10 protein-coding genes and 1 pseudogene are annotated in these 13910 nt (G+C 72.6%); 6 read left to right on the top strand and 5 right to left on the bottom strand.

Annotated elements, in window-relative coordinates; genetic code table 11:
* The coding region (locus V7E46_RS12085) for a phosphodiester glycosidase family protein (RefSeq protein WP_333768420.1) at positions 1 to 837 on the top strand (837 nt) is incomplete at its 5' end.
* Positions 838 to 921: 84 nt separating this feature from the next.
* On the opposite strand, the gene V7E46_RS12080 is transcribed toward V7E46_RS12085, so the two are convergent.
* Entirely contained in the window at positions 922 to 2466 is a 1545-nt protein-coding gene (locus tag V7E46_RS12080) for an ATP-dependent DNA ligase (RefSeq protein ID WP_333768419.1), read from the bottom strand.
* A 91-nt stretch (positions 2467 to 2557) separates the two neighbouring features.
* Between V7E46_RS12080 and V7E46_RS12075 the strand changes: the two genes are divergently transcribed.
* The 3 genes from V7E46_RS12075 (at position 2558) to V7E46_RS12065 (ending at position 4897) form a co-directional block, all read left to right on the top strand.
* Complete coding sequence (locus V7E46_RS12075) at positions 2558 to 3181, top strand: alpha-ketoglutarate-dependent dioxygenase AlkB (protein WP_333768418.1); 624 nt, start codon at positions 2558 to 2560, stop codon at positions 3179 to 3181.
* Between the two features lie 536 nt (positions 3182 to 3717).
* Complete coding sequence (locus V7E46_RS12070; RefSeq protein WP_333768417.1) at positions 3718 to 4251, top strand: DUF5709 domain-containing protein; 534 nt, start codon at positions 3718 to 3720, stop codon at positions 4249 to 4251.
* 85 nt (positions 4252 to 4336) lie between these two features.
* Positions 4337 to 4897 (top strand): hypothetical protein, encoded by a 561-nt coding sequence (locus V7E46_RS12065; RefSeq protein WP_333768416.1) that lies wholly within the window; start codon positions 4337 to 4339, stop codon positions 4895 to 4897.
* Between the two features lie 92 nt (positions 4898 to 4989).
* Here V7E46_RS12065 and V7E46_RS12060 read toward each other — a convergent pair whose 3' ends face one another.
* Complete coding sequence (locus V7E46_RS12060; protein ID WP_333768415.1) at positions 4990 to 5367, bottom strand: hypothetical protein; 378 nt, start codon at positions 5365 to 5367, stop codon at positions 4990 to 4992.
* A 422-nt stretch (positions 5368 to 5789) separates the two neighbouring features.
* Between V7E46_RS12060 and V7E46_RS12055 the strand changes: the two genes are divergently transcribed.
* Both V7E46_RS12055 and V7E46_RS12050 read left to right on the top strand, forming a co-directional pair.
* The gene (locus V7E46_RS12055; protein ID WP_333768414.1) at positions 5790 to 7214 is read left to right on the top strand and encodes a GH12 family glycosyl hydrolase domain-containing protein; all 1425 of its coding nucleotides are present in this window, start codon (positions 5790 to 5792) and stop codon (positions 7212 to 7214) included.
* Positions 7215 to 7290: 76 nt separating this feature from the next.
* Positions 7291 to 7618 (top strand): annotated as a pseudogene (locus tag V7E46_RS12050) (SAM-dependent methyltransferase); the annotation flags it as partial.
* A gap of 256 nt (positions 7619 to 7874) precedes the next feature.
* Here the strand turns inward: V7E46_RS12050 and V7E46_RS12045 are convergent.
* From V7E46_RS12045 to V7E46_RS12035, 3 genes are all read right to left on the bottom strand, one after another.
* Positions 7875 to 10505: a discoidin domain-containing protein gene (locus V7E46_RS12045; RefSeq protein ID WP_443054132.1), complete on the bottom strand. Its 2631-nt coding sequence runs from the start codon at positions 10503 to 10505 to the stop codon at positions 7875 to 7877.
* Between the two features lie 432 nt (positions 10506 to 10937).
* Positions 10938 to 11633, bottom strand: a complete 696-nt coding sequence (locus tag V7E46_RS12040) for a maleylpyruvate isomerase family mycothiol-dependent enzyme (protein ID WP_333768413.1) — start codon at positions 11631 to 11633, stop codon at positions 10938 to 10940.
* Between the two features lie 162 nt (positions 11634 to 11795).
* Positions 11796 to 13754: a phospholipase C gene (locus V7E46_RS12035; RefSeq protein ID WP_333768412.1), complete on the bottom strand. Its 1959-nt coding sequence runs from the start codon at positions 13752 to 13754 to the stop codon at positions 11796 to 11798.
* Between the last annotated feature and the right edge of the window lie 156 nt (positions 13755 to 13910).

The following is a 13910-nucleotide window of genomic DNA, read 5'->3' as shown; positions in this document are numbered from 1 at the left end:
GCCCAGCCCCTGGTCGCGCTGCGCGCCCCGATGCGTCCCCTGGTCAGCCCGGCACTCCCCGGCGAGGGCGTCTACCGCACCCTGGCCGCCGCCCACGGCCAGCCGATCGTCCAGGGCACCTACGTACGCCCCGACGGCGAACACACCTCCTACGAGGCCGCGGTCGCCTGGATCAGCGGAAAGTACTCCCGCTTCCAGCTGCACCCCGGCTTCCGTGAGCCCGGCGGCACCTTCGACGTCCCGCCCACCATCCCCGAGGGGCAGCGGACCGGCCTGGTCGCCACCTGGAACGGCGGCTTCCGCATCACCGACGGCGGCTCCCGCGGCGGCTTCTACCTCGACGGCCGCACGGCGGGCGAGCTGCGCGACGGCGCCGCCTCCGAGGTCTTCTACCGCGACGGCTCGCTGCGCATCGGCGTCTGGGGCCGCGACGTCCGCATGACCCCCGACGTCACCGGTGTGCGCCAGTGCCTTGAGCTGATGGTCGACGGCGGCCGGGTCGTCCCCGACATCGGCGACGACTCCAAGTGGGGCGTCAGCGACCAGAGCCGGATGTTCGTCCCGCGCTCAGGTGTCGGCGTCACCGCCGAGGGCGACATCGTCATGGCCGTCGGCCAGGGGCTGTCCGCGCAGACCCTCGCGCAGCTCATGCAGCGGGCCGGCGCGGTACGGGCGATGCCGCTCGACATGAACCGCGCGTGGCCGTCCTTCATGTCCTACGACGGCGCCCGCACCCCGGCGAACCCGGCGCCCACGAACATCCTCGATTTCGAGGACCCCCCGGACCGCTACTACACCCGGGCCACCCGCGACTTCGTCGCCGTCTACGCCCGCTGAGCCCGGCTCCCGGGCGCGCCGTGGCGCGGGAGCCCGCCAGGCGGTCCCCGCGTCGCCGACGCCCGGCTCCCGGGCGTCCCGCGGTCAGGCGGGCGGGTGCGCCTCGCGCACCGCGTCCACCGTGTCGGCCTCGGCCGCGGACTTGTCCTCGCGGTAGCGGACGACGCGCGCGAAGCGCAGGGTGAGGCCGGCCGGATAGCGCGCCGAGGTCTGGACGCCGTCGTAGGCGATCTCGACCACCAGCTCGGGCCTGACGGTCACCACATGGCCGTCGTCCCGTACGGCGAGGGCGAGCAGCCGCTCCGTCTGCCACGCGAGGACCGCGTCGGTGAGCCCCTTGAAGGTCTTGCCGAGCATGACGAAGGCGCCGTCCTCGCCCCGCGCCCCCAGGTGCAGGTTGGAGAGCCTGCCGGTGCGCCGCCCGTGGCCCCACTCGGCGGCGAGCACCACCAGGTCCAGGGTGTGGACGGGCTTGACCTTGATCCAGGACGCCCCGCGCCGCCCGGCAGCGTAGCGGCCGTCCTCCGCCTTGACGACGACGCCCTCGTGCCCTCGCGCCAGCGCCGCCGCCATGAAGTCCTCTGCCGTACGCAGCGCCGTCGGGTCCCCGGGGCCGGCGACGACGGCCCGCAGCACCCGGGCCTCCGCCGGAACCAGCGCGTCGAGGGCCGCGTGCCGCTCCGCGTACGGCAGGTCGAGCAGGTCGCGGCCGTCGGCGGACAGCACGTCGAAGAAGACCGCGCGCACCGGCAGCGCGCGGGCCGCCGCGGCGACATCGACCCGGGAGCCGACCCGGCCCGCGGTCTCCTGGAAGGGCCGGGGGCGCCCGTCGGCGTCGAAGGCCAGCACCTCCCCGTCGAGTACGAACCGCCGCCCGTCCAGCGCGCGTACCGTCGCGACGATCTCCGGCAGCCGGTCGGTGACGTCGTCCAGGGTGCGGGTGAACAGCCGTACGCTGTCGCCGTCGCGGTGGGCCTGGATACGGATGCCGTCCAACTTCTCCTCGACCGCGCACGGCCCGCCGGCCTTGGCGACCGCCTCCGGCACGGACTTGGCGGCTGCCGCGAGCATCGGCAGCAGCGGCCGGCCCACGGTGAGCCGGAAGTCGGCGAGCGCGTCGGGGCCGCGCGCGAGCAGCGCCTCCGCCACGGGTTCGAGCGCGCCGGCCAGCATGACCGCCCGCCGCACCCCCGCGGGCTCGGCGCCGGTGGCCGCCGCCAGGCCCTCCGCGGCGGCGGCGTCGAGCGCGCCCTGCCGGACCTCGCCGGTGATCAGGCCGAGCAGATACTCCTGCTCGGTCGCGGTGGCCGCGGCCAGCAGATCCTGGACCAGGGCGCGCCGGCCCGCCTGCGAGCCCTGGCCGGTGACGGCGGCGACCGCGGTGAGCGCCGCGTCCACCTCGGCGACGGTGAGCGCTGCGCCCGGCGCCGGGTCCGCCCGGTCGCGCAGCGCGGCCCAGCCGACGCCGAGCCGGCCCTGCGGGAGCCGCCCGGCGAGGTACGCGATGGCGATCGGCGCGTCCTGCGGCCCGACGTCCCGGAAGAAGCCGGCGAGCAGGTCGGTCTTGCGGGACCGCGACGATGTGCCGGCGACCTCCCGCGAGACCCGGGCGACCTCGGCGAAGAGCATGTCTCCATCCTGCGACGGCCCGGGGCGAAGCGCACAGGTTCACTCGAACGGAGAATCGAAATTATGTACGAATAGGGGTTATGGTGGAGCCATGTCCCATCAGCAGACGTCACTCTTCGCCATCGGCGCCCCGGTCCTCGGCGGCCTGGACCGGCTGCGGCGCACCGTGCTCGGCCACGGCGCGTGGATCGACGTGCTGCCCGGCTGGCTGAGCGGTGCCGACGACCTCTTCGCCGAACTGGCCGCCCGGGTCCCGTGGCGCGAGGAGCGCCGCACCATGTACGACAACGTGGTCGCGGTGCCGCGCCTGCTCGCCAACTATGCGGAGGGCGAGCCGCTGCCCGACCCGGTGCTGACCGAGGCCCGCGACCGGCTCGGCGCGCATTACGCGGCGGAGCTGGGCGAGGCATTCGTCAGCGCGGGCCTGTGCTTCTACCGCGACGGCCGGGACAGCGTCGCCTGGCACGGCGACCGCTTCGGCCGCGGCGCCACACGCGACACGATGGTTGCGATCCTCTCGCTCGGCGCGCCCCGGCCGCTGCTGCTGCGCCCGCGCGGCGGCGGCGCCGCCGCCCCGAAGGTACCGCTGGGCCACGGCGACCTGATCGTGATGGGCGGCAGCTGCCAGCGCACCTGGGACCACGCGATACCCAAGACCCGGTCGGCGGTCGGCGGCCGGATCAGTGTGCAGTTCCGCCCGCGCGGCGTGGCCTGAGCGGTCCGCGGGCTGTGCGTGCACGGGTCGAGCGGCGTGCCTGAGCGCTTTGCGGGCCGCGGGCGCTGCGGTTGCCCAAGCGTGCGCGGGCTGTGCGGTGGGTCTGAGCGGTCCGGGGTCCGCGGCTCGCGGTCCGCGGTCGCTGCGGCGCGGGCCTGTGCGTGCAGGGACCCGTGCCGCACGGCCCGACCGCCCGCGGCCGGTGTGTCCGCGGCCTGTGCGGCGCGGCGCCACGGACCGCCCCGGGTCCCGCCGAGCGCTCGCCTGGTGCGCCCGCAGGCGCGGGACGTCCGGTTCGCGCGCATGATGGAGGGAGGCCGTCCGGCGTATCCGGCCGGCCCAGGCCGCGGCCGGTTTCCGCCGCGGACGGGCGGGCAGGCGCCTGGCGAGGCGTCGGGGCGGCGCAGGCGTCCACCCCGACCAGGAAGGACGTGGTCATCCGTGCGAACCGCATCTCCCGCAGCAGGCCCGGCCGCTGTCCGGCGGGCGGTGGCCGGCTGCCACTTTCCGCCCCCGGGCGAAGCAGGTGCGGCGACATGACCGAGCGCATCGACAGCGCCATGGGCGACGACGTGTACCAGCCGGACGGCAGTGAGATCCAGGAGGACACCGGGCCGCTGGAGCCCGAGGACACCCTGGACGACCGCGGGATCGCCGAGGTGCTCGACGAAGGGTATTCGCCGCCGGACTACCCGCGCGGCGTCGAGGACGTCGGCACCACAGCCGCCGAGCAGCGGGCGGGCGAGAGCCTGGACGAACGGCTGCCGCGCGAGCGCCCCGACATCCAGGCGCGCTCGGACGACGGCCTGGGCGACGCGTCCGACACCGATGGCGAGCTGATCGACCCGGAGGCGGGCGAGCCTCGTTCCGGCCGGCTGGTCGCCCCCGACGAGGGGGTGAGGAGCCGCCAGGACGGCATGGTCGGCGAGGACGTCGGCATCGACGGCGGCGCGGCCTCGGCGGAGGAGGCGGCCGTCCATGTCGTCGAGGACACGGACTGGCCGCTGGACGAGGACGAGGTCGTGGACGAGGTCGTGGACGTGGACGTGGACGTGGACGTGGAGACCTGACCGTGCGGGCCGCGGCGGCCGGACAAGAGCCGGCGGAGCGCGCGTGAAGGTGACGACACCGTAGCGAAGGCAAGGAGTCGGTGGCATGAGCGAACTGATGAAGCCCCAGGACACGGCCGGTGTGCCCGCCGGTCATGAACGCATCAGCGGCCCGGCGAGCATCCGCAGCGAGGCCGAGTTCTTCGACGCCCGCGCCCGCGCCGACGCGGACGCCGTCGCGAAGGCCCGCACGCACCACGAGGGCCTGTCAGCCGAGGTGGTGGCGTCGGGCACCGCCGTGCACGACCTGCTGGAGCGGCTGCGGCACCGCGGCACACCGTCCCGCGGTGAATTGCGCCCGCTGGCCGAGGCCTTCGCCAAGCACTGCCGGGCCACCGAGGCCACCGCCCGCCGGGCCCTGGACGACCGGCACGTGGCCGGTGACGCCGTGCGCGAGGACCGCACGGAGGGCGAGCGGCTGCTGCGGATGCTGACCGACCTGATGGCAGCGGAGCCGCCCGACGGCACTTACGCCCTGCTGGTGGGCGGCACACTGGCCGAGATCGACCAGTATGTGGCCCATGAGCAGCGCGACCTGGTCCCGGAGATCGACCGGGAGCTGTCGCCCACCGAAAGCGCCCGCCTGGCCAGGGCCTTCCCCGGCTGACCGGGCCGCGAGCAGGGCGCAAGGGGCGTGTGTCCGGGCTTGGGTGGCCGCCGCCATGAGCGGCGGCCACCATTGCGCCGCCGTCGCGGGTCTCAGAGGCCGATGAACTGATAGTCCGTCGCGACCCGCCCGTCCGGCCCGAGCAGCAGCACCTGGAGTCCGCCGTCCTGCGCCTCGCCGCCGTCCACCGGCGCCCATTCCCAGCTGGGCGTGACCAGGCCGTGCAGCCGCCGCACTTCGCCGTGGATCCGGAAACGCGCGGCGCCGGGCGCGACGCATTCCTCGTACGCCGTCCGCACCCGGAATTTGAGCGCGTCGTGGCCCCGCGCCTCAAGGGCGACGGTCCGCATCCCCACCCGCTCGGCCGCGTCCCGTATCTCCTGCGGCGGCTGGAGCACCTGGAGTGCGTCCTCGCCCCACAGCTCCTCGACGGCCTTGCGGGGCGCACCCGGGTCCGCCTCGTTCCACACCGCGGTGCAGGCGGTCGGCGAAGGCGCGGAGAGCGATATCGGGCATCGGTGGCCACCTCACTGGGATCGTCGTGCGCTGTGCGTTGTCGCACCTCCGACTGTGCTCCGTCCGGGCGGGCCGGACAATTGCCCGCCCGGGAATGGCCGGACCCGCCACGCCGCTCGGCGGTACGCCTTCAAGACGTGAAGGCATCACGGACTCTTGACGGGCGGCCGGGCCTGCTGGCTTGATGAGTTGCGGCCCGGACAGCCGGTTGACAGCGAGAGTCGACGCCTGGCGCCGTACCGGAGCCACCGTTGCGTAAACCCCTTGGACCCACAGGGACCGAGGGGCCGACAGACGACGAAATGGGAGCGCTCCCACAGATATTCGCTCCCGTGTCGTCGGCCATCCCCCCCACGAGCTGGTGAAGGGACTACCAGTGACACGCCTTCCCGTACCCGACCGCCTCCGGCGGCTGCTGCCGCGCGCACCGCGGCTGCGGCCCGCCGCCGCGGTGCTCACCGCGGTCGCCGCGCTGCTGCTGCCGCTGACCGCGGGCCAGTCCGCGCACGCCGCCTCCGTGCGGACCTGCGAGCCGCAGGGCACGATCGCGGCCGGCGACTACACCATCCAGGCCAACGAGTGGAATTCCACCGCCCAGCAGTGCGTCACCTACTCCGGCGGCACCGCCTGGTCGCTGGACACCGCGAACTTCAACCTCCCCACCAACGGCGCCCCCGCCACCTACCCGTCGATCTTCAAGGGCTGCCACTGGGGCGACTGCACTCCCGGCAGCGGGCTGCCGATCCAGGTGAGCAAGCTCGGCAGCGCCACCTCCTCGTGGAGCACCACCCAGCCCGCGGCCGGTGCCTACGACGTGGCGTACGACCTGTGGATCAATTCGACGCCGACCACCATCGGGCAGCCCGACGGCACCGAGATCATGATCTGGCTCAACAGCCGCGGCGGCGTCCAGCCCTTCGGCGGCAAGACCGGCACCTCGTCGGCAGCGGGCCACAACTGGGACGTGTGGACCGGCCAGCAGACCTCCTGGAAGATCATCTCCTATGTGCTGCAGGGCGGCGGCACGTCCTTCACGGGCCTCGACATCAAGGGCCTGATCGACGACGCGGTCGGCCGCGGCTCCGTCAACGCCTCGCACTACCTGATCGACGCCGAGGCCGGCTTCGAGGTCTGGCAGGGCGGCCAGGGCCTGGCCACCACCGGCTTCTCCTTCAGCGCGAGCACCGGCACCGGCGGCACCGGGGGCGACACCCAGGCGCCGACCGCGCCCGGCGGCCTCACCGGCACGGCGGCGACCGCGACCTCGGCCGCGCTCAGCTGGTCGGCGGCCACCGACAACGTCGGCGTCACGGCCTACGACGTCTACCGCAACGGCGCGCTGGCCGGTACGACGGCGGGCACGTCCTTCACCGACTCCGGCCTGACCGCGTCCACCGCCTACAGCTACACCGTCAAGGCCAGGGACGCGGCGGGCAACACCTCGCCCGCCTCCGCCCCGGTCACCGTCACCACCCCGGCCGGCCCCGGCGGCGGCACGGGCAGCGGCTGCTCGGCGGCGTACACGGTCAACGACTGGGGCGGCGGCTTCACCGCCGACGTCACCGTGACCAACACCGGCGGCGCCGCCACCCACGGCTGGACGGTGGGCTGGACCTACGGCGGCAACCAGAGGATCACCAGCTCCTGGAACGCCACCGTCGCCCAGTCCGGCGCGGCGGTGACGGCCGCCAGCATGAGCTACAACGGCCAGCTGGCGCCCGCCGCCTCGACGCACTTCGGCGTCCAGGGCACCTACAGCGGCGGCAACACCGCCCCGACGCTCACCTGCACCGCGAGCTGAACCCGGCCGGGCCGGTGCCGCGGGGCGGCGGCGAAATCCGCTGGCCCCGGCGCCGGCCCGCGGCCATGCTGTGATCATGGCGCGCGATTTCGATGACCTGGTGGCCGAGGCCGGCGCGGTGTCCGCCGGCGGCTGGGACTTCATGGCTCGACGGGCGGGCCGTCGAGCAGCGCCCGTCGTGGGGCTATCAGCGGGCGATGGGGGAGCGGCTGGCCGGCGCCGCGGCCGCACCGGACATCCAGACCGGCGGCGGCGAGGTGCTGGCCGGGGTGCCGCGGCTGCCGCCGCTGACGGCCGCGACCGAGTCCTGGCCGCCGGACGCCGCCAGGGCCACCGCGCTGCTGTACCCGCGCGGCGCCGTGGTGGTCGCCGACGCGGACGAACCGCCGCTGCCCTTCGCCGACGACCGCTGCCGGGACCGGCTGCGCGCCCTGTACGAGCGCATCACGGCCGAGGGGCCGCTCGCCGCCCGCTCCTCCCGCATGCTGGTCGAGGCCCGCAAACCGGCGGCGTAAAGGACCGGCACGGACCGGACGGCCCGCGTCGGCACCGGGGCGTACAGGGAAGCGCGGGCGTACGGAAAGGGGCCGCCGTCCTGTAGCAGGACGACGGCCCCTCGGTTCACCGCATCGGATCAGCCGTCAGACGCACGGCCGGCCGCTACGGGTACGACGTCACCGTCGAGGGCGTCGTGCCGGTGCCGGACGTTCCCGGACCGGTGTTGTTGATGACATGGGCGTATTGGCCCATGCCGCCGAGCGACACCACCAACAGGTCGTGGAACTTGACCCCTGCTGTGGTCGGGGCCTCGAACCCGTGATCCTGGATGATCGTCGGGTCCGCGGTGTAGTTGCAGTAGCTGCCCAGGCCCCAGCCCTCGTGCGTGGTGACGTTGTCGTCCACCTTGTACGCGGCGAAGCCTCTGATACTGCCGTTCTGCACCGCCGCCTGGTTCGGGGCGTCGTACGCCTTCTCGTTCTGGAAGAAGATCGTCCTGCCGTTCTGGCCGTGCCACTCCACGTCGTACTTCTTGAAGTGCTCCACGAACAGACCGGTGGCCAGCACGTTGTTGCCGTTCACCTTCAGGCCGATGTCGGCCGGGTTGACCGTCCAGCCTGTTGGCGCACTGCCGTGGTCGGCCCGCCAGATCCAGGTGTGGTCGATGACCACGTCATTGCTGTTGACCTCGAACGCGGTCTGGGCCTGCGCCGCACGCGCGCCGCCGACCCGGGCGAAGACGTCCTGGATCGTGGTCGGGTTGGACGCGTGGCTCGCGGTGGAGCCCTGCGGACCGACCTGCAGCAGCTGCGCCGAGTTGCCCGCACCCGCGTCGATCAGGAAGCCGGCCAGCTTGACGCCGTCGACGTCCGCGACCTTCACCGCGTCCACCCCGTTGTCCGGGATGATCGTGGCGTAACCGAGCCCGAGCACCACGGTGTTGGCGCGGGTCACGTTGATCGCCTGGTCCACGTGGTAGATACCCGGCGTGAAGACCAGGTTCAGGCCCTGGGCCAGCGCCGCGTTGATGGTCGCCGCGGACACGCCCGGCTTCGCCACGTAGAACTGGCTCAGCGGGATGGACGTACCCGGGGTGTTCGGCCACGACACGCCACTGGCGTTGGTGCGCAGGTTCGGCACGAACACCGCGTAGTTGCCGCTGCCGTCCAGGTACATGTAGGGCTTGTCACGCGACTCGGGGGTGGAGCCGAGCGTCGTGTAGACCGGGTTCGGGAAGCCCTGCGCCGGAGCGCCCTGGACACCCGAGAACACCATGTTCCACACGCCGTTGGTCCAGCCGCCGATGGAGCTGTCGCGGGTGTACCACTGCTGCTGCGAGTACGGGCCGACGGTGCCGTCGATCTTGCTGTCGGCGATGTAGCCGCCGGACGCCCAGCCGTAGCCGTTGGGCGCCAGGTTCAGGCCGCCCTGGACGTGGATACGGCGGAAGGGGGCCGCCTGCGCGACCGCCCACCGGTCGTTTCCGCTGACCGGCTTGATGGCCAGGTTCTCCACCGAACGCCAGAAGTTCTGCGTGGCGTTGCCGTTGAACCAGCCCGCGTCCACGGTGATGTCACCGTTGATCTGGACGTCGTCCGGGTTCTTGCCCAGGCCCGAGACCGAGGTGTAGAAGCCGACCTGGTCGTTGAGCCCGTTGTAGGTGCCCGGCTTGAAGAACACCTGGTAGCGGGCGTCGCCGAACTGGTTGCTCTCCTGCTGCTGGAAGATCTGGTCCAGCTGACCCTGGATGTTCGGGGTCGAGGGGTCGAAGACCTTGACGTTGGAGCCGAGATCGCCGCCGCCCTGGATCGGGCCGCCGGGGTCGGTGGGCGGGGGAGTGGTGGTGCCGCCGCCCGCGGTGCCGAAGACCTGGAACTCCCACAGCGAGTAGCCGTAGCCGGTGGCACGGGTGGTGCCGTAGACCCGGACGTAGCGGCCGGAGCCGGTGACGTTCAGCGTCTGGACGCCGCCGGTGCCCGTGGTGGTGGAGTAGACGTCGGTCCAGTTCGAACCGTCGGCCGAGGTCTGGATCTTGAAGGCCTTGCCGTACGCGGACTCCCAGTTGAGGGTGACCGAGCTGATGGTGGCAGTGGCGCCGAGGTCGACCTGGAGCCACTGCGGGTCGGCCGCCGCGCTGGACCAGCGGGTGCCGGTGTTGCCGTCGACGGCCGCGGACGCCGGGGTGCCGGCGTTCTCGGTCGAGGAAGCGGTGGCGGTCTTGCCCTGCGACAGCAGGGTGCCCGCGGTCGGCGGAGTGCTGCCGCCGCCCGTGGAGCCGTAGACCTGGAACTCCCACAGCGAGTAGCCGTAGCCGGTGGCACGGGCGGTCCCGTACAACCGGACATAGCGCCCGGAACCGTTTACGGCGAGCGTCTGAATGCCGCCGGTGCCCGTGGTGGTGGAGTAGACGTCGGTCCAGTTCGAACCGTCCGCCGAGGTCTGGATCTTGAAGGCCTTGCCGTAAGCCGCCTCCCAGTTGAGGGTGACGGACGAGATGGTGTCCGTGGCGCCGAGGTCGACCTGCAGCCACTGCGGGTCGGAGGCGGCGCTGGACCAGCGGGTGCCGGTGTTGCCGTCCACCGCCGCGGACGCCGGGGTGCCGGCGTTCTCGGTCGACGAGGCGGTGACGGTCTTCCCCTGCGACAGCAGGGTGTCGGCGGCATGCGCGGAGCGCATGGGCACGAAGAGCAGCAGCGAGGCGATCAGCGCTGTGATGACCGCCGCGGCCGTCTTGCGCCGGTTCGACAACACCGAGGTTCTCAGTGCGGTCGTACCGGTGGGGGGAGCGAGCATGGGCAACTCTCCTGGTTCCACGGGTGGGGGAGCAGTGGGGTGCGCGCCCGGCCGTCCCGCGGCCGGGCGATGAAACAGCTGTCGTACACGTCCCGGTGAGCGCTCTCCGGCGGGAAGTCCGGTAGAAATGAGAGCGCTCTCCCGGCACACACGGCGATGTTTCTCCCTGTGTTTCATCCATGTCAAGAGTTGTGCACAAAGCCGAGTCGGCGAAAAGGTGAAGCGCCCACAAGTCCGGCATATGGCCCGTAACTTGCGACAGGGCTTGAACTTGACGCGGTGACCAGCGCGTATCGCAGAGGGTGTTCGAAACGACGCCGGGCTGTCACTCTTGTCGCACCTCGGTCGGGCAAGGGGTGCGCGCGGAAGGGACCCTGACGTGCCTTCAGTTCGTGAACGCGGAAGCGGTGGGTCCTGTTCTGCCGGTCCGGGTCAGGCGACCAGCGGCCCGCGCAGCACCGCGCACCCGGCGTCCCTGTCGCCCTTCCAGGCCAGCCCCTGATGGCCGGCCGGCAGCCGTCCCCACAGCATGAGCAGCAGTTCGCCGGCCGTCCCGGTGACCGCGGCGGCCGGCGCGCCCGGCCCGTACGTCCAGGAACTGCCGGTGTCGGTCGCCTCGACCAGCACCGCCCGCCGCGGCGCGGCGGCCCTGCCGACCGCGATCTGCCGGGGTGCGAAGGTGTCGAAGACCTCGGCGATCCCGTCGGCGGCCAGTTCGGGATCGAAGGCGCCGGGGACCCCGCCCAGCGCGTGCTGCGCGTCCCAGCGGTGCACCAGCGTCTCCAGGCAGCGCCGCCGCTGCCAGAAACCCACCGTGTGCGGCGGGTGGAAGGTCCAGGCGGGCGCGGCCGGGTCGGTGTCCAGCGCCTCGAACAGGGCTGCCGCGTGCCGGTCGAACCAGCGCAGCAGCGCGGCCGGTTCACGCGGCGCTGCGGGGAAGCGGTTCCCCGGGTGGCGGGCGGTGACCGCGGTGACGGCCCGCTGGTTGCCGGCGCCCAGGTGTCCGGCCAGGTCGTGCAGTGTCCAGCTGCCGCAGTGCGCCACCGGCGCCGTCAGGTCGCCGAGCAGACAGCCGCGGAAGGCGTCGGTCTCGCGGCGCAGCGCGGGGAGATATCCGGCGGTTTCCATGCACAGACCCTAAACCCGGCGTGTCGCACCGCCCCGCTGCGACGCGGCCGGGCCACCCGGCCGGCACGAAGGCCGCCCCGGGGGTGCCGGGGCGGCCTCGGTGAACCGGCGTCAGGGGGCCGGTCCGACCGCGCGGTGCCGCGCGGCGCCTTGGTGTTGTCGTCAGGCCGGGGTGCCGGTCCGCCGACGGTGCCTGCGGGCATAGGAGAGCGCGCCGCCGCCGGCCAGCAGGGCGGCGGCGGTGATGCCCAGCGGCAGGACCGGCGAGGAGCCGCCGGTCGCCGCCAGGGTCTGGGGGGAGGCGCCGTTGCCCTGGCCGCCGGTCGCGGAGCCGTGGCCGCCGGTGGACCCGCCGTTGCCGGTGCTGCCGCCGTTGCCGTGCTGGCCGCCGTTCCCGCCGCCGGTGGAGCCGCCGTTGCCGCGGGTGTCGATCGGCTTGACCGACTTGACCGAGCCGTCGGTGTTGAGCAGCACCTGCTTGTCGTTCGGGTGCGTGAAGTCGAACGCCCCGTCCAGCGAGTTGGCCCGGGTGTCGAAGGCCGTGTCACCGATACGGCCGGTGTGCCAGTTGTCCTCGATGAACTTGGTGATGGAGGTCTGCTCGGTGCGGGTGTGGTCCACCGAGTTGACCTTGCTGAAGGGCGAGATCACCAGCAGCGGCTGCCGGGTGCCCGGGCCGCAGCGGTCCGCGTAGCCGCCGGCCGGCGCCGGACCTGCCTGGCAGGCCGGACTGTCGATCGCCTTGCCGTTGGAGCCGGCCGCGGTGTTCTTCGAGCCGTTCCGCGGCGTGGCGTACGCGTGGTCGTACCAGCCGTCGGAGTCGTCGTAGGCGACGACGACCGCGGTGTCCTTCCACGCGGGCGACTGCTGGAGCTGGTTGATCTCCTTGATCAGGAAGTTCTGCTCGTCGATCGGGTCGGAGTACGCTCCGTGGCCGTCCTGGAACTCCGCCGCCTTGAGGAAGCTGACGGCCGGCAGGTTGCCCGCCTCGACCGCCGAGTCGAAGTCGGTCAGGTCGTAGTTGTGGTTCGCCCGGCCGTTGTGGCCGATCTCGGCGGTGTTCTTCGGGGCGAGGTGGTGCGGGTTCGCCGTGGACCTGTAGTACTGGAACGGCTCGTGGTGCGCGCTGTAGTCCACCGAGGAGGCGCCGCCCACGTTGGGGTGGGTGCTGCCCTGGCAGTTGGCGTACGTACCCTGCTTGCCGTCCCACGGGGTGGAGGGACGGAAGCCGCCCTGGAACCAGCCCCACGTCACGCCCTGCTTGTTGAGCAGGTCGCCGACGTTCCTGCCCTGCATCACGGCCAGCGCGTTGCTGCTGGTGTGGCTGGCGTCCGAGCAGTCGTCGAAGGCCGGGTCGGGGTCGTTGACGACCGTGCCGACGCCCTTGGCGTCCGGCGACAGGACCGCGTACGGGTCGGGCGTCGCGGTCTGCTTGGGCTTCTCGGTGCCCGACGCGGGATCGACCGAGATCACCCCGTGCGTCTGGCCGGAGATCAGGTTGAGCGCGCCCGGGGTCGAGGGGCCGTAGGTGGTGCTGAACGAATTGTCGCCGAGCGAGTAGTGCTGGGCGTAATTCCACAGGCCCGAGACGGTGTTGCCGTCGTAGTAGTCCATCACCAGGCCGGGCTCGCCGAACAGGCCGCCCGAGCAGGTGCTGGTCTCGGTGTTCTGCACGTACTGGTCGGCCTTGCCGCCGTCGGCGGCGTACTGCTCGGGGCCGTAGTTGTGGTTCTGGTCGCAGGTCACGGCCTGGTCCGGGCCGAGCCGCTTGGGGGCGTACTGGTTGGGGTTCTTCTTGAGCAGCCCCGCGTGGCTGAGGGTGTCGATGTCCTTCGGCGTGTCCTTGGCCGCGGTGAACTTCGTACCGTCGGTGTTGGCCGCGACCGGGTAGCTGCCGAAGTAGTGGTCGAACGAGATGTTCTCGTCGAAGATGACGACCAGGTGCTTGACCGGGGTCGCGGTGCTGCCGCTGCCGCCGTAATGGCCGTGCGTGTCGGCGTAGGCCGGTGCGGTGCCGCCCAGCAGGACGAGCGCCGCGGCTCCGGCGAACGCCCCCCAGCGCGCCGGGCGCCCGCGCGAGCCCGCCTGCCTTCTCCTGCTGGTACCGCCTGTGGTGCTCATGCTTTCTCAGCCTCCGCTAAGTGGCGCTTCACGCGTGCCGCCGTGTATTCGTGCACGTCGTCGAACGCGATCGTCCGGTCGGTCCGCGACATGACAACGGCCCCTCGATGGCGCCCGGGTGAACAGCGGGTCAGTAAATCCAGGTGAATTCTTGAC

The organism is Streptomyces sp. IBSBF 2435, assembly GCF_036815005.1.
GTDB lineage: Bacteria > Actinomycetota > Actinomycetes > Streptomycetales > Streptomycetaceae > Actinacidiphila.
Note: the sequence above shows the minus strand (reverse complement) of the source record. Positions and strands in the feature narration are given on the sequence as shown.

Bases quoted from the DNA above. Each gene is read 5' to 3' on its own strand.
- V7E46_RS12080 (WP_333768419.1), bottom strand. From the start codon at position 2,466: ATGCTCTTCGCCGAGGTCGCCCGGGTCTCGCGGGAGGTCGCCGGCACA.
- V7E46_RS12075 (WP_333768418.1), top strand. From the start codon at position 2,558: ATGTCCCATCAGCAGACGTCACTCTTCGCCATCGGCGCCCCGGTCCTC.
- V7E46_RS12070 (WP_333768417.1), top strand. From the start codon at position 3,718: ATGACCGAGCGCATCGACAGCGCCATGGGCGACGACGTGTACCAGCCG.
- V7E46_RS12065 (WP_333768416.1), top strand. From the start codon at position 4,337: ATGAGCGAACTGATGAAGCCCCAGGACACGGCCGGTGTGCCCGCCGGT.
- V7E46_RS12045 (WP_443054132.1), bottom strand. From the start codon at position 10,505: ATGCTCGCTCCCCCCACCGGTACGACCGCACTGAGAACCTCGGTGTTG.
- V7E46_RS12040 (WP_333768413.1), bottom strand. From the start codon at position 11,633: ATGGAAACCGCCGGATATCTCCCCGCGCTGCGCCGCGAGACCGACGCC.
- V7E46_RS12035 (WP_333768412.1), bottom strand. From the start codon at position 13,754: ATGAGCACCACAGGCGGTACCAGCAGGAGAAGGCAGGCGGGCTCGCGC.